Here is a 26,146-nt window from a genome sequence, read left to right as displayed (position 1 = left end):
AAGATGTTTATTCTCTTGAAGAAGCTCGACCGTACCGATATCAGCATTCTCGACAGCCTGCAGCGCGACGCCAGCATCACCAATGCGGACCTGGGCCGCGCAGTCAATCTGTCGCCGACGCCCTGCTTCAATCGGGTCAGAGCCATGCAGGAGGCCGGGCTGATCAAGGGTCAGGTCACCCTGCTCGACCCCAAGGTGCTGGGCCTGGACCTGAACGTATTCATTCATGTGAGCCTGGAGAAGCAGGACGAAGGCGCGTTGCAGCGCTTCGAGGCGGCGGTGGCCGGGCGACCTGAAGTGATGGAGTGCTACCTGATGACCGGTGACGCCGATTATCTGCTGCGCATTCTGGTGCCCAATATCCATGAGCTGGAGCGCTTCATTCTTGAGCACCTGACCAAAGTGCCGGGGGTGGCCAATATTCGCTCCAGTTTTGCCCTCAAGCAGGTGTTGTACAAGACCGCCCTGCCCTTGCCGCCAGACGGGCTGGCGTTGGCGGCCAATCGCGTCAGATAAAGCCCAGGGTCAGCCACACCACCACCAGATAGCGCAAGCCCTTGGCCAGGCTGACGATCAAGCTAAAACGCCACAGCGGCTCGCCCATGACCCCGGCGACCACGGTCAGGGCGTCGCCGATCACCGGCACCCAACTGAGCAGCAGCGACCAGTAACCGTAGCGCTGGTAATGACCACGAGCCTGTTGCAGGCGTTTTTCGCTGACCGGGAACCAGCGTTTGTGGCGCAACCGTTCGACCGAGCGGCCGATCAGCCAATTGCTGATCGAACCCAGCACATTGCCGGTGGTGGCGGCCAGCAATAGCAACCAGGTCAGGTAGTGGCCAGAGATCAGCATCGCGACCAGCACGGCTTCGGACTGCATGGGCAACAGCGTGGCGGCGCCGAAGGCGGCGAAGAACAGCCCGAGGTAGCTGGAGAGTTCGAACATGAAGGAAGGGTCGAGGCGATAAAGGCACGCATAGTAGCGTGAGATTTATCGCCGGTTGCATAAAGGTGTTGCTGAATAATGCCATTAGTCATTTTGACCAAAAGAGTCATCCTGACTACAAAAATACAAGAGTCGAAATGACACAAGAGCGCGTAAACCCTTGAATTAAAAGGCCTTAAGGCCTGGCACGGAAGTTGACTCTGCTATGGCAACCGTTAACCGCCAGGGAGTCATTCCATGTTCACCGACCCGCAACGCGCAATCATCAAGGCCACTGTTCCTCTTCTGGAGTCCGGTGGCGAAGCGCTGACCACTCACTTCTACAACATGATGCTCAGTGAATATCCCGAGGTGCGTCCGCTGTTCAACCAGGCCAACCAGGCCAGCGGTGCTCAGCCACGGGCACTGGCTAACGCGGTGCTGATGTACGCCCGGCATATCGACCGTCTCGAAGCCCTTGGCCCGTTAGTGGGCCAGATCGTCAACAAGCACGTGGCCTTGCAGATTCTGCCGGAGCACTACCCGATTGTCGGCACTTGCCTGTTGCGCGCCATTCGTGAAGTGCTGGGTGAAGACATTGCGACCGACGAGGTGATCGATGCCTGGGGCGCCGCTTACGGTCAACTGGCCGATATCCTGATCGGCGCCGAAGAAGCCGCTTACCAGCACAACGAACAGGCCCGGGGCGGCTGGCGTGGGGCGCGTCCTTTCAAGCTGGTGGGCAAGGAAAAAGAAAGCGCGCAGATCACCTCGTTCTATTTCGAACCGCTTGACGGTGGTGCGGTGCTGGACTTCACCCCTGGCCAGTACCTTGGCCTGAAGCTGAACATTGATGGCCAGGAACTGCGCCGTAATTACTCGCTGTCGGCACTGGCCAACGGCCGTGGCTACCGGATCAGCGTCAAGCGCGATGAGCAGGGTATCGCTTCGAGGTATTTACACGATCACTTGCAGGTCAGTGACCGGGTCGAGCTTTTCCCGCCAGCCGGGCATTTCACCCTGCAAGACTCGTCGCGTCCGCTGGTATTGATCAGCGCCGGTGTCGGCATCACCCCGACCCTGCCGATGCTGGAAAGCGCGCTGGCCAGCGGCCGGCCGATCACCTTCATTCACAGTGCCCGCAATGCCAGCCTGCAGGCGTTCCGCCCATGGCTGCAAGAGCAGCAGCGCAAGCACCCACAGCTGAGCCTGTACGTCTGCTACAGCCAGCCTGAGGCCGGTGACCGTTTTGATGCCCAAGGGCGTCTTTGCCAGGAAGTGCTGGCCAGCTGGCTGCCTGCCGATCGCAATGTGGATGCCTACTTCCTGGGGCCGGTCGGTTTTATGAGCAGCGTGCGCCGCGATCTCAAAGCACTGGGCGTGCCTGAGGCGCAGAGCCATCACGAGTTCTTCGGCCCTACCGGGCAACTGCCTGACTGACCGATTGAGCTGAGCGGCGACAGCCCGCAAAAACAGCTGAGCCGGCCTGAGTGCCGGGTCAGCCTTTTGTGTTCAGCCACCCAATAGTCTTCTCAACCTGCCTGGCCTGGCGCTCAGTGCCTGGCGCAACTCTTGGGCACTGATGGTTCTGCACGCCGGCACCAGCGCCAGCGCCTGGCGCAGCGCAGGCCAGCAATGGCTGGGCAGGCGGGCCGGTTTGCTTAGCGAGCGATCCAGCCGCGCCGCCTGGGCCTGGTCGCCGGGCAGGCGCTGGTAAGGGTGCCTGCCGCAGGCCAGTTCGAAGATCAGACAAGCGCAGGCATAGAGATCGGTGGCTTCAGACAACCCACCACCGGCGCAGAGTTCAGGAGCGGCGTAGGCCGGGGTCCAGGCGTTGTAGCGCTCGCGACTCAACTGCGGTACGCCGGGCAGAATGCCGGGCTGGCTCTGACCGAGACCGAAATCGAACAGCTTCAGCCCCTGCTCGCTGAACATCACGTTGCCCGGTTTCAGGTCGCCATGCACGACCCCCCTTGCATGACTGTGCTCCAGAGCCTCAAGCAGCGCACTCGCCACCTCCAGCAACTCGCTAAACGGCAAGCCGGTCAGTTCGTCACAGAGCCAATGATCCAGAGTCAGGCCACGCAACAGCTCCAGGGTCATGAATGCACAGCCTTGCGGGATATCAACTTCAAAACTGTGGCAGCGCACTACGTTGGGGTGATGCAGATGCCGGGTCAGCGCAAATTCGGCAAACAACAATGACCCGGCATCCGGCACGTGCTGGAACGACTCACCCAGCAGTTTAACAGCGATATCGGCAGCCGGATCACCGTACTGCTCGTGCAACAGGTCGCGGGCCTGCCACACCACCCCCATGCCGCCAACGCCCAGCAAGCGGTCGAGACGATAGCGCCCGGCCAACACCCGTGGCGGCTTCATCGGTCAACCACCACAGCGGTCAGATTGTCCGGCGCCGGCCCCTGCAGAACCTGCGCGAACAACCCGTGCAACGCAGCCTGCGGGGTCGCCAGACCGAGCGCCTGGCCCAGCAGCGCTTGATCCAGCATGCGGTACAGACCGTCACTGCATAACAGATAGCGGTCACCGGGCTGAGCGTGCCAGCGCAGCACCTCCAGTTGCAGATGCTCGCGCCCGCCGAGTGCGCGGGTCAATGCGGCCCGGCCTCGCTCTGCAGCATGATCGCGGGTCAGTTGGTAAAGCTGCTGACCACGCCACAGGTAGCAGCGGCTGTCGCCAACCCAGACACAAGCGCCCTGCTGCCCCTGCAACAACAGCGTCACCAGGGTGCTGCCCATGACCCGCGGCGCTTGCCCCTGGCTTTGGGTGAGCTGCAACGCCAGATGGCGGTTGAGCCCATGCAGGCGGCAGCGCAGCAGCTCCAGGCGCTGCTCCAGCTCGCCGGGCCAGCACAGGCCTGCCAGCGTATCGACGATCAAACGGCTGGCAAGCTCGCCAGCCTGATGCCCGCCCATCCCGTCGGCCACCGCCCAGACTGCCTGCTCCGGACAGTCGAAAAAGGCATCCTGATTACACACGCGCACCTTGCCCGAGTGGCTGCCCGCCGCGCTGCGATACATCACAGTTGCGCCGGCAGACGGAAACCACGCAGCACACTCAGGTCCAATGGGTTGGGCATGCGTTGGCTGGTCAGCAGATAATTGGCGCGCAGGCCGCCGACATCGGCCTTGAACAGCAAGACATCCCGGCCACTGAGCGGCTCACTGGGCATCAGGTCGAGCAGCCGAAACAGCGACCAGGGGCCGAGGTTTTTCTCGATACCTACAGTGCGCCCGGCCATCCGCTCGACCAGCAGGCTCGCACTGCCCTGCCCGGCCTCGTCGGGCCAGCTAAAGGTCATGGGCACGATGGGCCCGTGACGGTACTCATGACGCCGCTCGCCAAAGCGGAATTCAGCGCGGCTGGCGCCGCTGTCAAGACTGTAGGGTTCCAGCCGAAAACGCACTTGCGGCTGGCTCGGGTCTTCAGCGAAAAAACCCTGTCGGATGCGCTGGCCACGGGCAATCTGTTCCAGCACGGCGCGAGACATCGGCAGGCTATGGCCGTCGATGCTGCGCAGCCGGTAATTATCGGCAGAACCGCTGACAAACGCCTTCAGATGCTGCTCGAAAAAGCGTTCCAGGACCCCCTGAGCCTTGAAGAACTCACGAAAGTCATTGAGCGCCACATCGCTGCTGCTGTGGGCGTGAAACGGATAACGCTGGTCAATGGCACGGCTGTAAAAAGCGTACAGCTCACTCTGATAGCGCTGATCGAGATGCCGGTAGGCATCGGCCAGGATCAGGCGCCAGGCATCATCAGCCAGCAGGTTGAACCAGCCGCCCACCGGCCTTGGCAGGCGCGCTGCGGTGTTGCGCAACTGGCTCAGGGCATCGCGCTGCCCGGCCATCCGCGCCCGAGCCATTTCGTAGGCGAATGGCTCGGGTTGACTGGCACGGGCCAGGCTCGCCAGTTGCTGCTGAACCGCATCCAGTCCTTGCAGGACCGCCACCAGTTCAGCGGTGGGTGCGTCATTGTCATCCAGGAGCCGATGCAGCGGTTCGAAGCGCAACTGCATGGCTTTGCGAGCATTCTCCGGCAGCACCAGGGCCTTGCTCGCGGCCCCCGCAGCGGCCTGCAACGCAGCCCCCGCGACTGGCGCCGGCAGCGCTTGTTCAGGATCCGGCAGAGCCAACGGGAAACGCGTGTTGTCGCGGATCTGGGCCAACAACTGCACCACCGGCGAGTTGGCCGACAACAGACCGCTGACCAGATCGGCGCCCTCCCCGGCCTCGCTGAACGGCAGCAGGCCCAGGCGGCCCACGGCATCACTCCAGTGGCTGGCGTAGTCACGAAAATACAGTTGCTCCAGTTCGACCAGCAGGCGACGCATGTCCGTCCCGCTCAGCTCACTGCCCTCGCCCAGCACCCAGTTATCGCGCAACAGCTCGCTGATCTGCGCGGCACTTTGTACCGAAAAGAACTGCCGATAGCCTTGCCGGGTGAAGAATCCGGGAATCGCCTGCTCGGCACCGACGAACAATTCACGCTGCGGCCCCAGATGCTGGCCGAGGCGGTAATCCGGCAGGCTGCCCGCGCGTTCCCGCAAGACCTTATAGGCCAGGCTGGCTTGCGACTCGTTGCGCAATGCCTGACGGGCCTGGGCCACCAGCGGCTCATCCAGCGGCTGGCTGAAGGACAATTTCAACAGCTTGGCAACGTGCTGCCCCAGCCCTTGCTGCACCGCTGCATGACCTGGATACAACCGCGCCCACTCGCTGCCCAACTGTTCTTCCAGCCAGGCTGGATCACGGCGCGTCGGCAAGTGCAGCATCAGGTAGGCACGCAGATTATCCAGCAACGCCTCACGGTCGTGCAGGCTGGAGCGTACGCGGGCTTCAAGCAGGCGGGTCAGCCGCGGCAGCAAATGGCTGCGCAATTCGTCCTCGTAGCGCGCCTGCAACAACGGATTGCTGGCCCAGCCCTGATACAAACCGTTGCGCTCGTGCCAACTCATGGCCAGACCATCAGGAAACACCTGGGTCGCCTGCCAACTGATATCAAGGGTTTTCAGCGCGGTCATGGCGTCGGCGGCCGGGTCCAGCGCCTGCCGCTGCTGTTGCCAGTCGCCGGCCAGTCGCCGCAGAGTTTCCAGACGCTGATGATTGGCAGAAAACCCGCTGGTCCATAGCGCGCCGCCGACCATCAAGGTGGCCAGCCCGCCCCCCAACAACAGCCGCTGCCCCCAATGGATACGCTGCCGTTCACTTGGTGCAAGGCTTTGCTGATGCGCCTCACGCAGGATCACCCGGGCGAACAGTTCATGGACGAAACGACCTTGCGCACCACCTGCCCCGCCGAGAGGCTGCGCCTGCGACTCAGGCTCCGCCGCGCTGGCGCAAGTCAGGTAAACGCCGCTCAGCCGATGACCACTGACATAGCGGCCGGAGAAAAACAGCTGATCGATGAGCATCTCCAGTTGCTCGCCAAGAGCAGCCATGCCTGGCGGGAAGTCGAGCATACGACTGCGCAGTTGCTTGTCGCGCTGCTGGTGCAGCCGGCCAATGAGCTGGCTGTCGAGATGGCGCAGCAACGCGTCGATCTGCTGATGTACCGCCTGCCGGTCGGTCGCGGGTTGTTCAGCGCTGAAGCTGACCCCCAGCGCCTGACTGTTTTGCTCGCGGCTCAGTGAATCGAAGAACGCGTTGAAACCCGGCAGTTGATCCGCTTTGCTCAGCACCAGATACACCGGCACCTGCACATGCAGGTGCCGACGTACCTCCTGCAAGCGCTGACGAATCTGGCTGATCAGCTCCAGTAGCGCTGGCGTCTTGCCAGGCTCGGGATAGCGCGCCTCCAGTAACATCGGCACCGCAACGGTGATTAGCACGCCGTCGAGCGGTCGCGCCCGGCGACGTTTGCGCAGCAGTTCCAGCAGCGTGCGCCAACCACCGCCATCCACGCTGGCATCGGCCTGGGCCAAGTAGCGCCCAGGCGTGTCGATCAGCACCGCCTGGTCAGTGAAATACCACTGGCACTGCTCACCATCGTGGTCCTGGCTGAGCGTCAGAGGTTCGTCTCGGTCGAGGGCGAACTCCAATCCTGAGCACGCCAGCAGACGGCTCTTGCCACTGCCTTGCGGGCCGATCAGCAGATACCAGGGCAATGGCTGCCGATCCTCGCTGAACAGGCTGGCGTGCCTGAGGCTGCGCAGCGCTTCGGCAAAGCGTTTGTGCAGGCTGCGGCGCTCATTGTCGAAGCGCTGCTGGTCGGCCTGCTGTGCTGCCCGCTGCGGGTCAATGACCGATGGCCGGCCGCGCCACCAACGACTCAACAGCATGACCGCTCCCCAGAGCAGCAAAAGTGCGCAGACGGCCAGCAATCGGGCAAGCGCGCTGGCCAATACCCGCACATCATTGATCGCCAGTGTCGGGCCGCCCCACCACACCAGTGCGCCGCACGCCACTACCAGCGCCAGGCTCCACACCCAGGTCTGGCACATAGCCCCCGGAACTTTCTTCAGGAAATCTCTCATCATGCTCTCACGGCAGGTTCTGGATCAGGCTCGGGACGGCGACTTGCCAAGGCTGCAGCACGCTCTGACGCTGCTCATCGAGCACCCAGGCAAATCCGCCATACAGCATCGCCAGGCCAGCGAGGGTAAACAGCAAAACCATCCACCACGGCACAATCCGCAAGGTGGCCTGGTGACTGTCCGGCACCCCAGGCCAGGCCGGGGTCAACCCGCCGGACGCCTCGCCGCGTAACTGGCGGATCTGCCGGTACAACGCATCGCGAACCTCCTCCAGTTCCACATGGCCGGCGTTACGCACCCGATAGCGGCCCTCGAAGCCCAGCGCCAGGCACAGGTACATCAGTTCCAGCAACGGCAGATGCCGAACCGGGTTGCGGCTCAGTTGCTCAAGCAGGCGAAAGAACTTGTCGCCACCGAAGGTTTCGTTATGAAAGTGGCTGAGCAGGCTGTTCTGTGCCCAGTCGCTCTGGCGCCCCCACTCGGTGGTCACCACCTGTTCATCGAGCACCGTGCACAACACGTAGCGAGCAGTGTTCAACTGCTCGCTGTCGATACCGTCGCGCAACGCCTGCCACTCAAACTGACGCACCTGTTCACGCAAACGGTTGTTGAGCTGGCTGATATCGGGAGGTGGCAGATCAAGCCTGATGCGCACGATGCTCGACAGCAGTGCCGAAGCCGCCGCCACCAGAGCGTTCAGGCCCAGACTGAAGCCGGCCGCTGGCCGCGCCTCAGCGCTGTAGACCATGCGTTCCTGAAGCTGGGCAAAGCGCGGGGCGTCACTGGCGGTGGTCAGCGGTGCCTGGGTCGGCCCCTGGCCCTGATGGTCGAGCAACACCGTCATTTCATCGTCTGGCTGCGGATTATGTTGATTCATGAGGTTCAGTTCCTGATGGCCCAGAAGGTCAGTTCCAATCCGGCAAACTCGCCGGCGACATGAAAGGCAAAGCCTCCGGAGCGCCCCAGCAGTTCCAGTGCCTCGCGGTCAGGCTCCAGGACGAAGTAGGTCTTGTTGGCATGGAAAGGAATCTGCCGGGGTGCTACCGGCAGCGGTTTGAGACGGATGCCCGGCAGATGCAGGTTGACCAGTTGGCGGATGTGCTCCACTGCACCGGCCTTCAGGTGTGCCGGCAAGCGCTGACGCAGCTCTTCGCTGTCGCACAGTGCACTGGCAGCGAGCACGAAGCTCGACGACGCCAGCAGGCTGTGGTCATGAAGGATCGCCACCTGCACGCCGTACTGGCGCTGTTGCAACGGTAGCTCGATGGCGTGCTGCTCAAGCACCATCGACAGCACCTGACGGATCGCCTCCAGTAGCGGCCGCAGGCTGGCCCCTTGATCGTTGTGCCGATAATGGCTGTCAAGCACGGGGCGTTTGCTGTCGCTGGCAAAAGTTGCCAGTTCGCCCAGCAACCCCAATAGCAGGCGGTACAAGGCTTCGGGCGCGACCCGCGGTTGTGCCAGGCAGTGCCGCAGCAGCAGTTCGTTACGATTGATCAGTTGCAGCATCAGCAAGTCACCAACCTGGGCGCTGCCCTGCGTGCCGCTGCCGCGAATCCGCTCGGCAATGGTATCGCCTCGATGGGCCAACAGGCTGATGACTTCCTTGAGGCATGACAGCATCCATGGCGAAGCCTGCAGATGCACAAAACTGGGGATGAAGTCAGCCGCCAGAGTGATCGCGCCAGTGGCCGCTGCTTCGCGGATCTGGCAGATTTTCAAGCGCACCCAGGCCTGTTCGCCGGACGGCTCGCCCAGCAACAGCCGCAGGTCGGGCCGCGCACAGTGAATGGCGGTGCTGCCCTGCTCCCCGGCGTTGGAGTCACTGACCTGGGTCTGGTAGACCGTGTAGCGCGCCAGCACGTCGGACTGCTCGGGGTGCCGGGCTTCGATGTGGTTGCCGGTCACCAGTGGCAAGCCCAGATAAACTGCGGTATCGACAGTATTGGCCGGCACGTCGAGCGCCAGCGGCTCGGGCGTGTTGCCCAGTTCGAACAGGCTGCCGTCGGGCAGCACACCGCTGGCCTCGCTGACCACCAGCTTGCCCATATTGAGAAATTGCAGGTCGATCACCAGACTGAAAAAACCCCAGTTGTAGGCCCCCAGCAGGCAGGTGCGGGTCTTGAGCTGATGGTCGTGGTAACGATCGTTGTGTTGCAGGTGCTGGGGGCGCAGCAGCATCCCTTCCTGCCAGATGACTTTATGCGCGTTCATCACCACTCTCCGTCTGGCGCAGGCGGCCCGCGACGCTGTTCGATACCATTGTGATCAAGCAGCAGTACCGCCTGGTTGCGCTGACCGGGGCCGAGGGTCAGCACCTGGCGCCAGCGAGTCTCGTTAAGCTCACGGTAGGCCGCCAGCACGCCGAGGTGCCGGCCGCTTTCCACCAGCAACTTGAGCCGCCGGGTTTCCCCAGGACGCAGTTCAAGCTCTTCGCTGACCAGCAGATCAGCCGCCAGGGTGTCGCGAGGTCGTTCATACAGACTGAAAAAATCCGCCGTCTCGAAGGCCACCGGGTGGCGCAGTTCGAACAGGCGCAGCACGACCGGTGAGGGACGGTCATGCTGGTCCGGGTTAAGCCGGTCACTGGCCGCCAGGGTCAGGTCCAGACGGGTAGGTTCAGGGTCGGACGACAAAAGGCTGCAACCGCTCAACGACAGCAGTGCAATCAAGGTCAGCCAGCGCTGTGGCGGGCATTTGAAAAATGGCATCGGCATCACTTGCGAAGATCGCTATGAAGGGGCCTGATCAGGCGCAGTTGTTCGCCATAGGCACGGGTCAGGTCCTGGACCAGCAGGCTCTGGCGCAATAAAGCAGCGCCATCGAGTGCCAGTTGTTCGCACGCGGCCTGGTCAATACCGTCCAGGCAAACCCCAAGCGCTGTTGCGTAGGCCTGCCAGAAGGCTGCGGTCGGTGGTTGGCGCGCGATCGAGTCAGCCAGCAGTCGGGGCACTTGCAGTTGCTCCCTGTCGATGCCGGCAGGCGGCAACTGTTGTTGCTCGGTGTGCTGGTCATCCAGGTCGCTCAGTAGCCGGCCCAGTGGCAGCCGATGAGCCAGGGACTCACTGAGCAGAAAGGCGTCGTCCGGAATCAGGCTGCCTGCCGGTATCGGTCGCCCGCCCCGTGTTTCGCTGTCATCTGCTGCTGGCAGAAGGCGCGCATGCAGTGTCAGCGAACCAAGGCGATAGCAGGCGTCCGACGCGACTGGTTGCGCCACGCCTCTGGGCAGTCGGCTGCCAGTTCGTAAATCGAAGGAGCCGTTGCGGCTGATATCGGTCAGCCAGAACCGGCCGTCCTGCCAGCTGATGCGCGCATGCCGGCTGGATACGTGACGCAGCGTGTCCACCAGCACCCAGTCAGCCTCCGGACTTCGGCCAATCAGGCCACCAGCCTGGCCGAAACACATGTGCGCAGTGCTCACCTGCTGGCGCTGTGCGGGGTCGAGTATCTCCAGGATCAATTGCATTTCTACACTCACACTCCAGGCCCACGTTCGGCCGCCCGAGGGTCACCCAACGGGCGGTAATCACTGTCATCATTGGCCTGAAACAGGCCACAAGCGCTAAGACCAAGCATCACCAGAACCAGCAACAAGGCATGCCGAAGGCGCAGGAACATAGGTTTCTCCATTTATGAATCGAGGTTCAGCTCAGCAATCAGCGGGAAGTTCGCAGCGGATGTTGAGTCGTTGCAGGCGGTACAGCAGCGTGCGCCGGGCCATGCCAAGCTCGCGGGCCGTCTGGGTGCGATTGCCACCGTTGTTGTGCAGGCTTTCGATCACCAGGGCACGCTCGACCCGCTCCAGACGCTGGCGAAGATCGCCGCTGCCTGACGCCGGCAAGACGCCGGGCGGGCCGATGAAATGCTCAAGGCGCAACTGGCGGCCCTCACTGAGCAGTACAGCGCGCTCGACCAGGCCTTTGAGCTCCCGGACATTGCCGGGAAAGCCGTAACCATTGAGGTAATCCAGGGCCGCTTCTGACCAGCGCACCGTGCCTTGGCGCTTGGCAACCGCCAGCGCGGCAAAATGGCGAGCCAGGGTCGCCACATCACCCTGGCGATGACGCAGGGCTGGCAACTCGATAGGAAATTGTGCAAGCCGGTAATACAGGTCCTCACGAAAGGCTCCGGCCTTGACCAGCGCCCGCAGGTCGCGATGGGTCGCAGCGATCACCCGCACGTCGATCCGGTGCGGCTGGTTACAACCCAGCGGGCGAATCTCGCCTTCCTGCAAGACCCTGAGCAGCTTGGCCTGCAAGCTCAATGGCATGTCACCAATCTCATCGAGCAACAGCGTACCGCCGCACGCGGTATCGAACAGGCCGGGGCGGTCGCGCAACGCACCGGTAAACGCGCCTTTGCGATAGCCGAACAACTCGCTTTCCAGCAGACCTTCCGGGCAGGCCGCACAGTTCTGCACCACGAACGCACCGGCCCGACGCTCTCCGTAATGATGGATCGCCCGCGCCACGACTTCCTTGCCGGTGCCAGTCTCGCCATTGAGTAATACGGTGCAATCGCTACGCAGAACCTTGCCGATCATCTGCCGGGTCTGGCTGATCGCCAGGCTGTCGCCGATCAGGCCATAGCCGTCAGCCGGCGCCACCGGCGAGTGAGTCGGCCCCGCCACGCCGGACGGCTCAAGCGCTGCGTGGTCGGCCTTGCGGGCAAGCATCAGCGTGCCCAACTGCGCCAGCACCCCGGCCGCGCCATGCAGTGGTCGCTGGCGGCTACTGGCGCATAGCATCAGCCCTTTGACCTGCCCGGCTACATCGGCCAGCGGCACACATAACAAGGTCCGCCAGCTGCACTCCGGCAGGAAGCTGATGTCATGCAATACCGCAATGATCGGGTTCAGGTACAGCGGCTCACCCTGACGCAAAGTGAAATGCAACAGCGGGCAGTCGCGGTAGTCCAGCGCCGGCTGCGCGGTGCCGTGCACCACAGCGTCGTCAGCCACAGACGCGGCAACGTGATGTTCTGCATCCAGATGCAGCCTCACGCCTGTGCTGTCGAGCAGGTAGACCTGAGCCAGTTCGCAGCCGGTGATGTCACTGAGAATGCGCACAAAATCGTGCAGTAGAGTCTCATGCCCGGCGCTGGCCAGGGTCACGCACTGGCGCAACAGCTCAGTGGTTTGCTCATCGAAGCTCAGAAGCGGCATTTCAGGAGAACTCCCAAGCCACGTGACCATCGCTGGCGAGACCGGCATGGACCCGCTCAAGGGTTTCGCCACTGGCCATGGCGGCCAGCAGGCGATCGACCAGAACCGGCATCAGTTGCTGGTCGAACAGAGGGTCGATCAGCCGCGCCCCACTGGGATCCTGCTGGCAGCGCTGCGCCAGTTGCACCACCAATTCAGGGCTGTAGCTGAACTCCAGCTGACGCTGGCGCAGGCGTTGCCCCAGCTGTTGCAGTTTCAGGCCGACCAGTTCGCCCAGCACGGCAGCACCCACCGGGTAGTAAGGCACCACACGCATCCGCGCCAGCAACGCCGGCTTGAAATGGCGACTAAGCGCGGGGCGAATCTGCTCGACCAATAACCCTGGCCCGGGACGCGCACCCTCGGCACACAGCGCTTCGATTTGCTCGCTGGCAAGGTTGGAGGTCAGCAGGATCAAGGTGTTGCGAAAGTCGATCTCGCGGCCCTCGCCATCGTTGGCAATGCCTTTATCGAAGATCTGGTAAAACAGGTTGAGCACATCCGGATCGGCCTTTTCGACTTCGTCGAGCAGCACCACCGAATAGGGCCGCCGGCGTACCGCCTCGGTGAGCATGCCGCCCTCGCCATAGCCGATGTAGCCCGGCGGTGCACCGATCAGCCGGGCCACGCTGTGCTTTTCCTGAAACTCCGACATGTTCAGCGTGGTCAGAAAACCCTCACCGCCATACAGCAATTGGGCCAGCACTCGCGCCGTCTCGGTCTTGCCCACGCCGCTGGGGCCGACCAACAGAAATACCCCTACCGGCGCATCGGGGCGATTGAGCCCGGCAGCAACCGTACGCACTGCTTGATCAAGAATCTGTACCGCCTGGTCCTGGCCTCTGATCCGCGCCTGCAAGTCTTGGGCAAAGCCTGCGACCCGAGCATTGTGTTCGCGAGCCAGTTGTTCTACCGGCACACCGGTCCAGGCACTGATCACTTGCGCGACCAACCGTGGGCAAACTTCACAACTGGCCAGGCGCTGCTGCGCATGGGCGTCGGCCAGGGCTGCGCGGGTTTGCAGCAGCTCACTCAGTGCCACGCCGTCATCCTGGCCGGCCGCTCGGACCTCACTGAGTTGCTGACGCAGCTCAGGCAAGCGCTCGGCCAACTCGCGCTGCCGATGCCAGTCGGCTTCCAGCGCCGGGAGCTGTTGTTCGGTATGCACCAACCGGTCTTGCAGCCGGGCCATGGCCTGCGCCGCCACGGTGAGTCCGGCGTCCTGATCGCGGCGCAGCGCCTGAAGTTGGCGCAGTTGTTGGGCATGCTCATCACGTAGCCGCTCCAGCTCCGCTGGCGCCGCGACCAGACTGATGCGAACTCTGGCACAGGCGGTGTCCAGCACATCCACGGCTTTGTCCGGCAGTTGTCGGCCTGCCAGGTAACGTGCTGAAAGTTCGGCAGCGGCCACCAGCGCATCGTCGCGGATGTAAACACCGTGGCTGTGTTCATAGGCAGGCGCCAGCCCACGCAGGATCGTCAACGCCTCAGCCACGCTGGGTTCGTGCACCTGCACAGGCTGAAAACGTCTGGCCAGGGCCGGGTCTTTCTCGAAGTATTTTTTGTATTCCGACCAGGTGGTGGCCGCAATGGTACGCAGCTCACCGCGGGCCAGGGCCGGTTTGAGCAGGTTGGCGGCATCGCTGCTTCCGGCCTGGTTACCGGCACCGATCAGGGTGTGGGCTTCGTCAATGAATATGATCACCGCTGGAGTGGCTGCGCGGGCCTCCTCGATCACGCCCTGCAAGCGCCGCTCGAACTCGCCCTTGATGCTCGCCCCGGCCTGCAACAGCCCCAGATCCAGCGCCAGCACGCGAACGCCTTGCAGCGCCGGCGGCACTTCACCGGCGCTGATGCGTAGCGCCAGGCCTTCGATCAAGGCGCTTTTACCGACGCCAGCCTCACCGACCACAATCGGATTGTTCTTGCGCCGCCGCAGCAGAATGTCGATCAACTGACTGATTTCGGCATCCCGGCACAGCACCGGGTCAAGTCGGCCCTCCAATGCCTGACCGGTTAGATCATGGGTAAAGCGCGGTAACAGTGCTTCGCTACTGGCCGCCAGCACAGCGTGCTGGCTGTCGGCTTGCGCGGCCGCCTTGAGTCGTTCGAGATTGAGTGACGCCAGCAATGGCTGATAGCCCTGACCGGCGTGCGCCAGCGGGTTGCCCAGCAGCGCCAGTAACAGTGCCGCCTGGTCGATGCAGGCCCGGCCCAGATCCAGATTGGCCACCAACAGCGCTTGCTGCAGCCATTGCACCAGCTCCGGGGCAAACGTCGGATGGCGCGAGGTGCTCTGGCCTGGGCGCGGTTGCAGCACAGCCTGCAACCGGCCAGCGTCGACACCGGCATCGCGCAAACCGCGCTCAAGCAGGCCCTGTGGGCGCTCAAGCAGACACAACAGCAGGTCGTCGACCAACAACTGACTGGCGCCACGGCTGACACAGCGCTCGGCGCAGGTTTGCAGGTCGGCGCGGGTTGGGGCATCGACTGCCTGAATGAGTTTTTGCAGGTCCAGGTTGATCATGCTTCAAGAGGTCCTTTAGTGAGTCCGGTTGCCCAGCGTGACCAGACCATCCGCCTGGTCAGCGCCCAGCCAGCTGGTCCAGCCCAGCCGGCAGGGGTTCTGCTCGCCAATGCGCAATTCACGAATCTGCTCGTGGCGCAGTTGCAGGCGGATGTCGTAGTCGAGCGGGTCACGCAGCGTGAAACGCACCAGCGCGCACAGCGGCGCAAAGCCACTGCCGATCGGTAGAAAGTCGTGGAAGCCTTGCCAGTCGAGCTGGCAGACATGAATGCGGAATTTGCCGCCACCATCGCGCACCCGATGGCCGACAATCAGGTCGTTGCCCAGGCGGCAATTGTCTGCCCCCAAACGGTTGCGTTGCTGCTGGTGCACCGTGACCCGGCGCTCGACACACTGCTCGATGTGCAAAAGCGGATGCTTGAAGTAGTAGCGCAATACCGCCTCGATCAACGCCGCCGAATGGGCGCGCAGGCTGAGCAGCCCCAGATAGGGCAGCAGGCGCTTCCAGTTCAGGTGCCGAGACTGGCGAATCGTCTCGCCGCCCAGGCCGATCAGCGCAAACAGCCGCTGCGAAAAGCGGTCATCGGCCCCACTCCTGAAGCTGGCGTGGTATCGGTATTTGGTCCATACCGGCAGCAGCAGCCGCTGCAAACGATGGTGGAAAAGATCGAGAAACAGCCGGGTTCGCTCACCCTCGCAGCCGTCGCGCAGTGCCTGCTCGGCATAGAAGGCCGGTAACGGTGAGGCAGAACCACACAGGCCGAGCAGGTTCAGGCGCAGGCGGGCACGTAACCGGCCATGCTCGGTAAAAAACTCGACCCGCTCCACGTCACTGACCGGAAACCCCAGGCTCGGGTTGGCCTGGAACTCCAGCAGCTCGTAAAGCTCATCGTCGTCCAGTTCAGGGTGTTGCTCAGCCAGCCGGGTAATGATCTGGCGTACCGCCTGAAACAGCGAGTACTCGCGGATTACGCTGCACAGCCCGCTCAGAGCAGGGGCTGCTGACCCATGCGTGGCGTCCATTGATACACGTCTCCCTGTGTGGTGCTGACTTGCAGCTCGTGAAAGGAATTGAGGCTGGCGTAGAGCGCGAAAAACTCATTGAGTACCGAGCCGAACAGATACAGGTCGCCATCTGCGATGTAGTGACGCGCGTCGATGCTCAGTTCGGTGCGCAGGCCACGCAGCGGCAGAGCGCCGTGCATCCGGTCGACCGCTTCATGGCGCACCGCCTGCAAGCCATCGAGCCGACGACGGCTGACTTTCTCGGCATGCGGGTCGTGGTAACGCGGCCAGTCATAGGTTTGCAGGATGACTTTGAGCGCCTCGACGTTGGCCAGCGACAGGTAGTTGAGCGACATGTTGCTGATCAGCTTCCAGAGAAATCCACGGCTCAACGGCGGCGCATGACTGGCGGTGGCCGGGACGATGTTGCGAAAGCGGATGAAACCCGGGCTGTTCTCGCAAGGCTGGTCAATCTCACCGACCTTGAGCTGGCGTGGCAGGTTCTGGTTGGTGCAGGTCAGTTGCACGGATACGGTTTCATCGCCGCCCCGACCAGCCACTGCAAAACTCAACCAGGTCTCCAGCCCCTCGTGCAGCGCCGATGGCCGCTGGCGCAGGCTGTAATGTGGCCGGCCTTGGGCAACGTCAAAACTCGGATCATGTTCGAAGGACTCGAACGGCACGTAGGTCCGGTAATCCAGCCCGCCACTGTTCCAGCCCGTCACCGAGTCGACCGAATACACACCGCACGTTGCCGAGCCTCGGCTGCCGGGCAACAACAGGTATTCGTCCTGACGCTGGTCGAAACGGATCGGCAACGCGTCCTGGCAAAACAGGTTGACGATGGGGGTGCAATAGAGCTTGATGTTGTCCAGGGTCGGACGCAGGTGCTCGATCGCCTTGCTGCGGATATCCATGCGCAGTTCCAGGCCGCGCAGGTTTTTCAGGGTCTGTTCCGGCAGGCTGCCCAGCACGTCGAGGCCATTGATATCGACAAACAGAAACTTGTCCTCAAAGGCAAAGTACTCCTGCAAGAAGCGGTAGCCGCGAAAGGTGTTCAGAGGATAGGGAATCAACGCCTGGTCCTCTGCAAAGCCTACCGGCTGGACGCAGTCGGCAGACAGCTTGAAACTCAGCGGGCTGCCATTGACGTCACAAGCCGGTTTGCCGTGCAGATCCAGCGGCACCAGGCACAGCTCATCCAGATGACGCAGCAGGCTCAGGTACAGCATCTGGCTGATGTAGCGCTCGCCCGCCAGGTGCAGACGCAGGTTAGCCAGTTGCAATTGGCCAAGGTGACCGTCAGCGGTCATGCTCAGGTGCAAGCTGAGCAACGCGCCCTCCCCCTTTACCGAAAACTCCAGGCCGCTGGTTTGCAGAGCGTGTAACCGGGTGGCGTAGCAGGTGCGAAAACGGCAACGCACGCCCTCCACCTCACGGCTTTCCAGCTCTGTATCGCGGGCCACCAATTGACCGGGGCCGGCCTGCGCCAGCGCTTCGAACTGCACGATGCTGAACGCCGGCAACGGCCGCATGTAGTTGGGCCACAACAGGTGGATCAGCGAATGGGTAAGCTCGGGCAGTTCGTCGTCAAGCTTGTGCCGCAGCCGCCCGGTGAGAAAGGCAAAGCCTTCAAGCAGCCGCTCAACGTCCGGGTCACTGCCCGGTTGCCCCAGCCAGGGCGCCAGCGCCGGACTGCGCTCGGCAAAGCGCCGGCCCAGCTGGCGCAAGGCACTGAGCTCACTCTGGTAGAAATGATCGAAAGACAAGGTCAGTCACCTGGGCAGTTCATGATTCGACGCACACCTGACCACCAGCCTGGAGCCGCACCTGCCACCGCAGCGGGCGCCTTACGCCGGCCGCGACCAGTAGCGCCTCGAGCGCAAAGGCCAGGCGCAGCGGGTCACCCTGAGCTGGCAGCGGGATGACCCTGACCTCTGCCAGCCGTGGCTCATGGGCCGTGATAAACGCTTCGATGGCTGCGCGCGCCTGGCTCAGCGCGTCGTACAGGCTCAAGTGCAGGTTATTGAGGTCCGGCAGCCCGTAGTCAGCGCGAATCTGCACGCTGCCGGCACGGGTGCCGAGCATGCGTTGCAGATGGCTGGCCACCGAGTCTGTTACCGCCGCCTCATGACTCATGCCGCAGCGCCGGGCGGCCTCGCCCCCCAGGCGTTCGAACAGGCTGCCGTAACCGGTCACTGGCTGACGTCCTTGTCCAGTTTGCCGACCAGCGACAAGGTGAAATCAGCGCCCATGTATTTGAAATGCGGGCGCACGTTGAGGCTCACCCGATACCAGCCCGGCTCGCCCTCGACGTCACTGACGCTGATCTGCGCGGCACGCAGCGGGCGCCGGCCACGGACTTCGGCACCGGGGTTTTCCTGGTCGGCGATGTACTGGCGAATCCACTTGTTGAGTTCCAGCTCAAGATCGGAACGCTCTTTCCATGATCCAAGCTGCTCGCGCTGCAGCACCTTGAGGTAATGCGCCAGCCGGTTGACGATCATCATGTACGGCAGTTGCGTGCCCAGCTTGTAGTTCAGCTCAGCGTTCTTGCCCTCGGCGCTGTTGCCGAAGAACTTGGGCTTCTGCACCGAACTGGCAGAAAAGAACGCCGCGTTATCGCTGCCCTTGCGCATGGTCAGAGCGATGAAGCCCTCCTCGGCCAGCTCGAATTCACGACGGTCGGAGACCAGCACTTCCGTGGGGATCTTGGTCTCGATTTCGCCCATGCTCTGGAAATGGTGCAGCGGCAAGTCTTCTACTGCGCCGCCGCTCTGCGGGCCGATGATGTTCGGGCACCAGCGAAACCGCGCAAAGCTGTCGGTCAGCCGGGTGGCGAAGGCATACGCCGTGTTGCCCCACAGATAGTGCTCGTGGCTCGCGGCGACGGTTTCGCGGTAGACGAACGACTTGACCGGGTTTTCTTCCGGATCGTAAGGGTTGCGCAGCAGAAAGCGCGGCAGGGTAAGGCCAAGGTAACGGGCATCTTCGGACTGGCGCAGGCTCTGCCATTTGGCGAACTGCGGCCCTTCAAAGTGATCACGCAGGTCCTTGAGGTCGGGCAGGCCGGTAAAACTTTCCAGGCCGAAAAACCCGGGACCGGTGGCAGCAATGAACGGCGCATGGGCCATGCAGGCCACACTGGCCACGTACTGCATCAGTTTGATATCCGGGGCGCTGGGCGACAGATAGTAGTTGGCAATCATTGCCGCCACCGGCTGGCCACCGAACTGCCCGTATTCGGCGGTGTACACGTGCTTGTACAAGCCCGACTGCATCACCTCGGCAGAGTCTTCGAAGTCTTCCAGCAGGTCCTGGCGCGAGACATTGAGGATTTCGATCTTGATGTTCTCGCGAAAGTCCGTGCGCTCGACCAGCAGCTTGAGGCCGCGCCAGGCTGACTCCAGTGCCTGAAAATCGGGGTGGTGGAGAATCTGGTCGACTTGCTGGCTGAGCCGCGCATCGATCTCGGCGATCATCCGGTCGGCCAGGGCTTTCTTCACCGGCTCGGCGCTGTTGTGCGGTTTAAGCAGTTCGGCGATGAACGCCGACACGCCGCGCCGGGCAATACCCCAGGCTTCGTCTTCGGGATTCAGGCGGGTCTGGGCGATGATGCTGTCCAGCAGGCTGTCGTGCTGGTCACCGGACGGGTTACGGGTTGCAGTCTGGGTATTCATCTAGCGGCTTTCCTTGGCAATTGGCTTACTGGGCGGGCGAGGTTTCAGGGCTGATACCCAGTTCTTGCAGCACGCGGTTGCGCGAAGGTTCGTCGCTCAGCACATCTTCAATGGCCTTGCGGAACGCCGGCGCATTGCCCAGCGGCCCCTTGAGCGCGACCAGCGCATCGCGCAAGTCCATCAGCTTGCGCAACTGCGGCACCTGGTCGACCAGGCTGGCGGGGTTGAAGTCGTTCATCGAGCGCACGCTCAGGCTCAGTGCCAGTTCATCGGTGGCCTGGTCATCCTGCAGGCGGTTAGCCACGCTGAGGTTAAGACACAGCTCCTGCTTGGCCAGCACCTCGTCAAAGTTGTGCTTGTCGATGGAGATGGGTTTGCGCTCTTCAAGCTTGCGTGGGTCAGGGCGACAGGTGTAATCGCCCAGGGCCAGCAGTTTGAGCGGCAGTTCGAGCTCTTCCTGAGCACCTCCGGTGGCAGGTTTGAAGGTGATGTTGATGCGTTCCTTGGGGGCTACCGAGGCGTCTTTGGCCATGCTGTTTCTCCTGGGGTTTGCGGCCCTTGGGCCTGTTCGAGCACCACCTCGGGATCGAGGTGGCACAGCCTGCGAAAAATCTCTTCCTTGCGCTCGCGCACGGCGTTGTTCTGCGGCAAGCGCTCGCAGCAGTTGTGCAGCAAGTGCAGGACCTGAAGTTGCAGTTGTGGCTCCCAACCGGCCTGCTGAGCCTGTAGCAAAAGCTGGTCGAGACCCTCGAGCTGAATGCGCGCCAACTCATACTGCTGCGCGGCGAAACACAGCCGGGCCAGGCTCAACTGCCAGAAAAATCGCTCGCGGCCACAGGTCGCGCCGGTCAGCCCGGCCTTGAGCGGCTGCCCGGCGACCTTCAGGCCGTCCTTGGCCAGTCGTGCCACGGCCGTTTCCAGGGCCGGCTCCCAGGCCGGTCGCAGGTCTGCTTCGGCGGGTTCGACGACTGTCGCAAGGGGCGCCTGTTGCAGATGGACAGCGACGTATTGGGTGATCCAGAGGCTGGTGGCCGGGTCGACAAATGGCCTGCCGTCTTGAAAGCGCAACTGCGCCAACGCGGGTAAGCGCTGCAACAGCAAAGCCAGATGCAATTCGACGGCGCGCATCGCAAGATCGGCGTTCAGTTGCTCAAGGCACTGCCAGACCATGCGCTGCCCGTCGATCCAGAACGGCGCCTGGCTCAGGCTGTGCTCCAGGTCAATCAACAGATCGGCGTAGCCTCCGTCGGCGAAGCGCTTGTGATAATCGGCGAGCTGCTCAGCGGCCAGGCCGCGTACTGCGGTGACCTCGCCGTTACGCTCTGGCAGTGTCTGCACCGGCAGCCACAACAGGCTGCGGCTCAGATGTACGGCGCGAAAATCGCAAGCCTTGCTCTGCAACCACCAGCGGCACAGTGGCCCGGCCTGCTCTTGCAGGTTGCGCAGGGACTGCTGCGCCTGCTTGTGGCTGCTGACCTCGGCGCTTGGTGCCAGCCACTGGCTGGCGGCCTGACGGACCTGGGTGGTCACCGCCTCGACCACACCGACGGCCGGACGGTTGTCTTGCGCACGCTGAATCATTGCCGCCAGACGCCGACACAGCGGTAACAGCAGCGGCGCGGCAGTACCGAGTTGCTCGCTGAACAGCCGATCAAGTGCTTCGAGCAAGGTCAGTAAACGGCGGAACAGCTCAAGCTGTTCGCCCACTGCGATCTTGTCTCCCAGCAACGGGTCGAGGCGGTTCAACAGCCAGTTGATGGCTGCACAGCGGGTCCGCGGTTTGAGGGGATGCACGCTCGCCCAGTGGCGGCTACAGAGCTGCTCAAACATGCCTATCCCGGCCAGCAGGCCGACAAAGGATTCGCGCTGGTACAAGGCCCAGGTCAACCAGACCGCCACCCGCAAGTCTTTGGACTGGTTGCGCAATAATGCTTCGCTGCGCTCCAGGACCAGCAGCCAGTCGACTCGTTGCCCGGCGTGCAGCGACTGCGCCTTGGCAATTTCCTGCTCCAGCGCTTCGAACTCGGCGCAGAAACGCACGTCTTCGCCCACGAAACTACGTTCGCTGATGGCGAGCTCGGCAATTTCCAGATAAACAAGGCACAACTTTGCGCGATAAGGCATTGGCATTCCGGCAGCAAAAGTGCGGTTAAGCACAATGCAGCCGAGAATATACCCGTGAATAAAAAACCAGCCAAAACAAGGGTTAGCGAGTATTTTAGGATGTTGTTAAATATTTAAACCATGGCTCAACCTGCAAACAACTCGCATCAATAAACACTGGAAACACTTATCTAGCCCACTCTAAGACACCGCATATACGGCATTAAAAGACCGAAAACAGCACGGCAAAACAAGTTGAAACAATAAATAAATTGCTTTTCAAATCATCACTAAAGTCGTGATCAGAGCGAGATGGCAAAAGCCCATCTCTTTCTTCGCTGATCGTATAACCGACCAACGGTACAGGGCCGCAGGCTCTGTAGAAGCCCTTGAAGCACAAGCCTCTGCGTGTTCATCACCCACTAAAAAGCACCGCTTCAAGGCACCATGGGAACTTGCCAAGTTGTACGACATCCTATGTTGTGCTTGACTGCATCTCGTCCCACTACAATAACAATCGGAGACTTTCACCATGGCGAACAGTCGATCTGTCACAGCCAAATCCGCCGACGCTGCACAACCGCTACTCAAACGCATGACCAAACTACTGGGGCCAGGCATCATCGCCGTGTTGTCCTGGCTGGGTGCTGGCGATCTGATCACTTCATCGGTCGCGGGCGCCAACTACGGCTACGCCATGATGTGGGTACTCGCGGTGTCGCTGCTGTTGCGTTTTCTGATCGTCAACATCATTGCGCGCTTCCAGCTCTGCAATAACCAGGGCATGACCATCCTTGAGGGCTACGCCCAACTGCATCCCCTGTTTGCCTGGTTCATGCTGGGTTATGCCTTGCTCATGGGCCATCTGATCAATGCCTACATGATCAAAGGGGCCGGTGAGGCATTGGCGATGTTGCTCAATATCAACCAGCCATTGCTGTGCTCGGTGGCCGTAATTATCGCGGTCTGGTTGCTGGTCGGGCGCAACGTCTACAGCCTGATTGAAGGCGTGATGAAAGTCCTGCTGGCAATCATGACCCTGGCCTTCCTGGCGCTGGCCGTGATGTCCGGCCCCGATCTGGGCGGCATTCTCAAGGGCACCATCGGCTTCAGCATTCCACCAGACCAGGGCGTGCATGGCGCCGTGCTGGTGGCGGTTTCGGTAATTGGTGCGGTGGCCGGCTCCATCGCCAACTTCGTGCATCCGTACGTAATGCGCGAAAAAGGCTGGACGGGGCCGGAGCACAAGCGCATGCAGCGCAACGACCTGTTGTTCGCGGTCATCGTCGGTATTGTGATTAACCTGGCGATCTGGGTCGTTGGCGTGGAGATCCTGCGTCCTAATGGCCTGCAGGTCAGCACGCTGGGCGATCTGGGCAAAGCACTGGAAATGTTCTTCGGCCCGGCAGGCTGGTATGTGTTCTTCGTCGGGGTGTTCGCCACCTTGTTTGCCAGCATTGCGGGCAAGACCACGGCCTTTCCGATGCTGATCACCGACGCATTCCAGCACATCCGTCCTGAGCGCCGTGAAAAGTACGGCAAGGAATTTCATCAGGACCCGATGCACAAGTGGTTCATGCTGTTCATCCTGGTGACCCCGATCGTCTGGTCGCTGCCCGGCATGCCGGACTTCGTGACCCTGACCCTGGGCGTCAACGCGCTGAACATCGTCGGCCTGCCGATCATCTCGCTGGGCCTGTTGATCATGTCCAACCAGAAGTCGCTGCTCGACAAGCAATACCGTAACAACTGGTTCGAGAACATCGCGCTGGGCTTTGCCACCGGACTGGCAATCTGGGTTGCCTTCCAGCTGGGTGGCGAGGTGTTTGGCTGACACTGGCTAAAGGCGGCCGGTTACCACCGCGCCGCCACTTGCCACGCGGCGGCTAAAGATTGGCGTCCGCCAGCCGATAGCGCCTTATCAGTCATGACTGACTCCCGGCTACCCAGGCCGGGTTTGTTCACGCGGACAAGGACCTCTGCAGTGCAGTTGCACACTCTCCCGTTTCATCCCGAACACACCCCACCCGTTGATCTGCGCACCGCTGAGGTGGGCGTATGAGCGGGGATTTTCTGCATTTTTTGCTACCGTCTGCTGACAGCGGGTTGGAACTGACCTTCTTTACCCTGATCATCGGCAGCATGCTGGTTTCACTGGTGGCCGCGGAGTTTTTCGGCCGCGAGCAGACCTGGCAACACAACTGGACCGGCGGAGCACAGCAAGGCGCACTGGATCTTGAGCACGGCTCGATCAGCGAACTTAGCCACGCCCTGGCGTCATTGCCCGAACGCATCGTCGCCAACATGCCAGGCCTGCTGCTGATTTTTGGCTTGCTGGGCACCTTTCTCGGCCTGGGCATGGCGCTGGACAAGGCTTCCGGCGTGTTGCAAGGCAGCGGTGATTCGCTCAATGCCATGAGTGATTCGCTGGCGCAACTGACCGGCATGATGAAAGACCTCGGTTCGAAGTTCAAAACCTCCACCTGGGGCATCATTGCGTTCATCGTTTTGAAACTCTGGGAAGCATCGCGCTGGTCGGCCGATAGCCGCCGGGTTGATTGGTGCGTGCGGCAGATGAAGCTGGAAATGGAGCTGAGCCGCCGCGACCAGCGCGCCGACAACGAACGCCGCGACCTGCAAAGCCGCGACACACAAGAGCGGGTTGGCGAGCGCCTGGTGCAGACCATGAACCAGCAATCGGCGTTGCTGACCGACGCCTTCGCCAAGCTGATGAATTTGCAAGCGACCCTGGCCAGCGAAACCCGCGAGCAGTCCGAGTCGCTGAATAAACGACTGATTACCCTCGCCAGTGTCAGCAATCGTCTGCTGACCAGCCTCGATCAACGCATCGAGACCGGTTTCGGACAACTTGACGGGCTCAAGCTCGAACAACTGCGCCACACTGAACAAACCCGGCAGCACTATGCCGAGCAAGCCAGGCAACTGGCGAACCTCGCTGCGCTGAACGAGAAAGGCAACCTGTGGCTGGACAGCCTCGATCAACGTGCCGAGTCCAGTGCCGGGCAACTGAGCGAGCTGAAGATCTTCAATGCCCGATTGATTGACCTGGCTCAGGAGCGCGACGATCACCTGCTCACGCAGGTGACCGAATTCATCAACCAAGTACGCGAGAGTAACCTGTCGTTGGCCAGCCTCGATCAGCGCGGTGAGTCGGTCGCCCGGCAACTCGATGCGCTGCTGCACGGCACCCGGGAAATCACTCAGCGGCTCGATGCCCTCAACACCTCCAGCGTCGCCCAGGAAACCCATCTGGAATCCACACTGGAAGGCATCGCCAGCGTGCACACGACCCTGCATGCGGCGACCGAGTCAGCCGGGCAGATGCTTGCCGAACTGAACAAGCCTGTGGCCCGGCGCACCCCCAAACATCCTGAATCCACTGAGTTTGCATAACAGCATGAAAGACAAACCCAACGAGTGGGTGTCCATCTCCGACCTGATGGCCGGGGTGATGGCGGTGATCATGCTGATGCTGGTGGTCTCGGTGCTGCAGAACAAGGCCGCCGAGGCCGCCAGCCGGGCTGAACGGCAGTTGCAGGAAGCTGCGCGCAGCAAGGGGCTGGATAATCTGCTGACTCAATTGCAAGCCGATCTGGCCCAGCACGGTCAGTCTGCGTTGGTGGATATTGATCTGGCCAGCCGACGTCTGACGCTGCCCGATGATGCGTTTGCCCGTGGCAGTGCCTGTGTGACACCGGCCACTGAGGCGGTGCTGGTCCGGCTGGGCACGCGGATCGCACGCTTTATGCAGGACAATGCCCAGGCGCAGGTGCAGGTTGAGGGACATACCGATAACGTGCCGGTGAGTCGGGCGGTGACGGATATCCGGCGGTTTTGTACGGTGTATGACGATAACTTCACGCTTTCGGCGGCGCGTGCCAGGGAGGCGCGCAAGCGTCTGGTGGCCGCACTTGATGCCGGCCAGGCGTTGCGGGTAGTGGTGGCCGGTTATGGTGATTCGCGGCCCAGGCCGGGGATCGATCCGGCCAGCCCGCTCAATCGGCGGGTGGAGATTCAGTTGCTGATGGTGCCGCAATTGGCTGCGGCGTCGCAGGAGCGGTTTTAACCGCAACACTGGTCACTTAGGTACTGTATACCCCCGATGGGAGTGACCTTGGTCTGGACGGCACTCCGACGAGAAGGCCAGTAACAACACTACATCTGCCGTGAACGCGCCGCCGTCTTC

The 26,146-nt window shown here is 62.1% G+C and carries 22 protein-coding genes; 5 read left to right on the top strand and 17 right to left on the bottom strand.

All coding sequences use genetic code 11. The features are described from left to right. The first annotated feature begins 15 nt into the window (after nt 1–15). Complete coding sequence (locus NRB16_RS02525) at nt 16–516, top strand: Lrp/AsnC family transcriptional regulator (RefSeq protein ID WP_045492275.1); 501 nt, start codon at nt 16–18, stop codon at nt 514–516. Here the strand turns inward: NRB16_RS02525 and NRB16_RS02520 are convergent. Next, nucleotides 509–946, bottom strand: coding sequence for a YqaA family protein (locus tag NRB16_RS02520; protein ID WP_045492276.1), 438 nt, complete (start codon nt 944–946; stop codon nt 509–511). The two genes, NRB16_RS02525 and NRB16_RS02520, sit on opposite strands and share 8 nt — an antisense overlap. A 237-nt stretch (nt 947–1,183) precedes the next feature. Between NRB16_RS02520 and hmpA the strand changes: the two genes are divergently transcribed. After that, a complete protein-coding gene (gene hmpA, locus NRB16_RS02515; RefSeq protein WP_045492279.1) occupies nt 1,184–2,365 on the top strand; it encodes an NO-inducible flavohemoprotein in 1,182 nt (393 codons plus the stop codon). 72 nt (nt 2,366–2,437) lie between these two features. On the opposite strand, the gene NRB16_RS02510 is transcribed toward hmpA, so the two are convergent. The 16 genes from NRB16_RS02510 to tssA are packed head-to-tail and all read right to left on the bottom strand — an operon-like array spanning nt 2,438 to nt 21,960. Continuing rightward, nucleotides 2,438–3,307, bottom strand: a complete 870-nt coding sequence (locus NRB16_RS02510; RefSeq protein ID WP_257105394.1) for a serine/threonine-protein kinase — start codon at nt 3,305–3,307, stop codon at nt 2,438–2,440. Then, nucleotides 3,304–3,966 (bottom strand): PP2C family serine/threonine-protein phosphatase, encoded by a 663-nt coding sequence (locus tag NRB16_RS02505; protein ID WP_045492281.1) that lies wholly within the window; start codon nt 3,964–3,966, stop codon nt 3,304–3,306. Before NRB16_RS02505 ends, NRB16_RS02510 begins: the two co-directional genes overlap by 4 nt. Beyond that, complete coding sequence (gene tssM / locus NRB16_RS02500; protein WP_257105393.1) at nt 3,966–7,421, bottom strand: type VI secretion system membrane subunit TssM; 3,456 nt, start codon at nt 7,419–7,421, stop codon at nt 3,966–3,968. The genes NRB16_RS02505 and tssM overlap by 1 nt, the downstream gene beginning before the upstream one ends. 7 nt (nt 7,422–7,428) lie before the next feature. Then, nucleotides 7,429–8,298, bottom strand: coding sequence for a type IVB secretion system protein IcmH/DotU (gene icmH / locus NRB16_RS02495; RefSeq protein ID WP_045492286.1), 870 nt, complete (start codon nt 8,296–8,298; stop codon nt 7,429–7,431). A 5-nt stretch (nt 8,299–8,303) separates the two neighbouring features. After that, nucleotides 8,304–9,635, bottom strand: a complete 1,332-nt coding sequence (gene tssK, locus NRB16_RS02490; protein ID WP_045492288.1) for a type VI secretion system baseplate subunit TssK — start codon at nt 9,633–9,635, stop codon at nt 8,304–8,306. Next, a complete protein-coding gene (gene tssJ, locus NRB16_RS02485) occupies nt 9,635–10,132 on the bottom strand; it encodes a type VI secretion system lipoprotein TssJ (RefSeq protein WP_257105392.1) in 498 nt (165 codons plus the stop codon). The genes tssK and tssJ overlap by 1 nt, the downstream gene beginning before the upstream one ends. Nucleotides 10,133–10,137: 5 nt before the next feature. Beyond that, a complete protein-coding gene (locus NRB16_RS02480; RefSeq protein WP_257105391.1) occupies nt 10,138–10,887 on the bottom strand; it encodes an FHA domain-containing protein in 750 nt (249 codons plus the stop codon). Nucleotides 10,888–10,895: 8 nt separating this feature from the next. Further along, nucleotides 10,896–11,039: a type VI secretion protein gene (locus NRB16_RS02475; protein WP_144403335.1), complete on the bottom strand. Its 144-nt coding sequence runs from the start codon at nt 11,037–11,039 to the stop codon at nt 10,896–10,898. A gap of 31 nt (nt 11,040–11,070) precedes the next feature. Next, nucleotides 11,071–12,585, bottom strand: a complete 1,515-nt coding sequence (locus tag NRB16_RS02470; RefSeq protein ID WP_257105390.1) for a sigma-54-dependent Fis family transcriptional regulator — start codon at nt 12,583–12,585, stop codon at nt 11,071–11,073. 1 nt (nt 12,586) lies between these two features. Further along, nucleotides 12,587–15,151, bottom strand: a complete 2,565-nt coding sequence (tssH, locus tag NRB16_RS02465) for a type VI secretion system ATPase TssH (protein ID WP_257105389.1) — start codon at nt 15,149–15,151, stop codon at nt 12,587–12,589. A 15-nt stretch (nt 15,152–15,166) separates the two neighbouring features. Continuing rightward, nucleotides 15,167–16,174 (bottom strand): type VI secretion system baseplate subunit TssG, encoded by a 1,008-nt coding sequence (tssG, locus tag NRB16_RS02460; protein ID WP_257105388.1) that lies wholly within the window; start codon nt 16,172–16,174, stop codon nt 15,167–15,169. Beyond that, nucleotides 16,138–17,925, bottom strand: a complete 1,788-nt coding sequence (gene tssF, locus NRB16_RS02455; RefSeq protein ID WP_045492296.1) for a type VI secretion system baseplate subunit TssF — start codon at nt 17,923–17,925, stop codon at nt 16,138–16,140. Before tssF ends, tssG begins: the two co-directional genes overlap by 37 nt. Before the next feature lie 19 nt (nt 17,926–17,944). Then, a complete protein-coding gene (gene tssE, locus NRB16_RS02450; RefSeq protein WP_253142470.1) occupies nt 17,945–18,355 on the bottom strand; it encodes a type VI secretion system baseplate subunit TssE in 411 nt (136 codons plus the stop codon). Continuing rightward, the gene (tssC, locus tag NRB16_RS02445) at nt 18,352–19,836 is read right to left on the bottom strand and encodes a type VI secretion system contractile sheath large subunit (protein ID WP_253115954.1); all 1,485 of its coding nucleotides are present in this window, start codon (nt 19,834–19,836) and stop codon (nt 18,352–18,354) included. Before tssC ends, tssE begins: the two co-directional genes overlap by 4 nt. 25 nt (nt 19,837–19,861) lie before the next feature. Continuing rightward, complete coding sequence (gene tssB, locus NRB16_RS02440; protein ID WP_257105387.1) at nt 19,862–20,368, bottom strand: type VI secretion system contractile sheath small subunit; 507 nt, start codon at nt 20,366–20,368, stop codon at nt 19,862–19,864. Further along, nucleotides 20,347–21,960, bottom strand: a complete 1,614-nt coding sequence (gene tssA, locus NRB16_RS02435) for a type VI secretion system protein TssA (RefSeq protein WP_257105386.1) — start codon at nt 21,958–21,960, stop codon at nt 20,347–20,349. The genes tssB and tssA overlap by 22 nt, the downstream gene beginning before the upstream one ends. A 511-nt stretch (nt 21,961–22,471) precedes the next feature. Between tssA and NRB16_RS02430 the strand changes: the two genes are divergently transcribed. From NRB16_RS02430 to NRB16_RS02420, 3 genes are all read left to right on the top strand, one after another. Continuing rightward, nucleotides 22,472–23,773: an Nramp family divalent metal transporter gene (locus tag NRB16_RS02430; protein ID WP_045492306.1), complete on the top strand. Its 1,302-nt coding sequence runs from the start codon at nt 22,472–22,474 to the stop codon at nt 23,771–23,773. A gap of 224 nt (nt 23,774–23,997) precedes the next feature. Beyond that, nucleotides 23,998–25,353, top strand: coding sequence for a hypothetical protein (locus NRB16_RS02425; protein WP_052483528.1), 1,356 nt, complete (start codon nt 23,998–24,000; stop codon nt 25,351–25,353). A 4-nt stretch (nt 25,354–25,357) separates the two neighbouring features. Further along, complete coding sequence (locus NRB16_RS02420) at nt 25,358–26,026, top strand: OmpA family protein (RefSeq protein WP_045492308.1); 669 nt, start codon at nt 25,358–25,360, stop codon at nt 26,024–26,026. Nucleotides 26,027–26,146 lie beyond the last annotated feature (120 nt).

Origin of the sequence: Pseudomonas sp. LJDD11, assembly GCF_024584215.1 — a bacterium.
Lineage (GTDB): Bacteria > Pseudomonadota > Gammaproteobacteria > Pseudomonadales > Pseudomonadaceae > Aquipseudomonas.
Note: the sequence above shows the minus strand (reverse complement) of the source record. Positions and strands in the feature narration are given on the sequence as shown.

Excerpts from the sequence above, each read along its gene's own strand:
- NRB16_RS02520 (WP_045492276.1), bottom strand. The coding sequence starts at position 946 with ATGTTCGAACTCTCCAGCTACCTCGGGCTGTTCTTCGCCGCCTTCGGC.
- hmpA (WP_045492279.1), top strand. The coding sequence starts at position 1,184 with ATGTTCACCGACCCGCAACGCGCAATCATCAAGGCCACTGTTCCTCTT.
- NRB16_RS02510 (WP_257105394.1), bottom strand. The coding sequence starts at position 3,307 with ATGAAGCCGCCACGGGTGTTGGCCGGGCGCTATCGTCTCGACCGCTTG.
- NRB16_RS02505 (WP_045492281.1), bottom strand. The coding sequence starts at position 3,966 with ATGTATCGCAGCGCGGCGGGCAGCCACTCGGGCAAGGTGCGCGTGTGT.
- tssM (WP_257105393.1), bottom strand. The coding sequence starts at position 7,421 with ATGAGAGATTTCCTGAAGAAAGTTCCGGGGGCTATGTGCCAGACCTGG.
- icmH (WP_045492286.1), bottom strand. The coding sequence starts at position 8,298 with ATGAATCAACATAATCCGCAGCCAGACGATGAAATGACGGTGTTGCTC.
- tssK (WP_045492288.1), bottom strand. The coding sequence starts at position 9,635 with ATGAACGCGCATAAAGTCATCTGGCAGGAAGGGATGCTGCTGCGCCCC.
- tssJ (WP_257105392.1), bottom strand. The coding sequence starts at position 10,132 with ATGCCATTTTTCAAATGCCCGCCACAGCGCTGGCTGACCTTGATTGCA.
- NRB16_RS02480 (WP_257105391.1), bottom strand. The coding sequence starts at position 10,887 with ATGCAATTGATCCTGGAGATACTCGACCCCGCACAGCGCCAGCAGGTG.
- NRB16_RS02475 (WP_144403335.1), bottom strand. The coding sequence starts at position 11,039 with ATGTTCCTGCGCCTTCGGCATGCCTTGTTGCTGGTTCTGGTGATGCTT.
- NRB16_RS02470 (WP_257105390.1), bottom strand. The coding sequence starts at position 12,585 with ATGCCGCTTCTGAGCTTCGATGAGCAAACCACTGAGCTGTTGCGCCAG.
- tssH (WP_257105389.1), bottom strand. The coding sequence starts at position 15,151 with ATGATCAACCTGGACCTGCAAAAACTCATTCAGGCAGTCGATGCCCCA.
- tssG (WP_257105388.1), bottom strand. The coding sequence starts at position 16,174 with ATGGACGCCACGCATGGGTCAGCAGCCCCTGCTCTGAGCGGGCTGTGC.
- tssC (WP_253115954.1), bottom strand. The coding sequence starts at position 19,836 with ATGAATACCCAGACTGCAACCCGTAACCCGTCCGGTGACCAGCACGAC.
- tssB (WP_257105387.1), bottom strand. The coding sequence starts at position 20,368 with ATGGCCAAAGACGCCTCGGTAGCCCCCAAGGAACGCATCAACATCACC.
- tssA (WP_257105386.1), bottom strand. The coding sequence starts at position 21,960 with ATGCCTTATCGCGCAAAGTTGTGCCTTGTTTATCTGGAAATTGCCGAG.
- NRB16_RS02430 (WP_045492306.1), top strand. The coding sequence starts at position 22,472 with ATGGCGAACAGTCGATCTGTCACAGCCAAATCCGCCGACGCTGCACAA.
- NRB16_RS02425 (WP_052483528.1), top strand. The coding sequence starts at position 23,998 with ATGAGCGGGGATTTTCTGCATTTTTTGCTACCGTCTGCTGACAGCGGG.
- NRB16_RS02420 (WP_045492308.1), top strand. The coding sequence starts at position 25,358 with ATGAAAGACAAACCCAACGAGTGGGTGTCCATCTCCGACCTGATGGCC.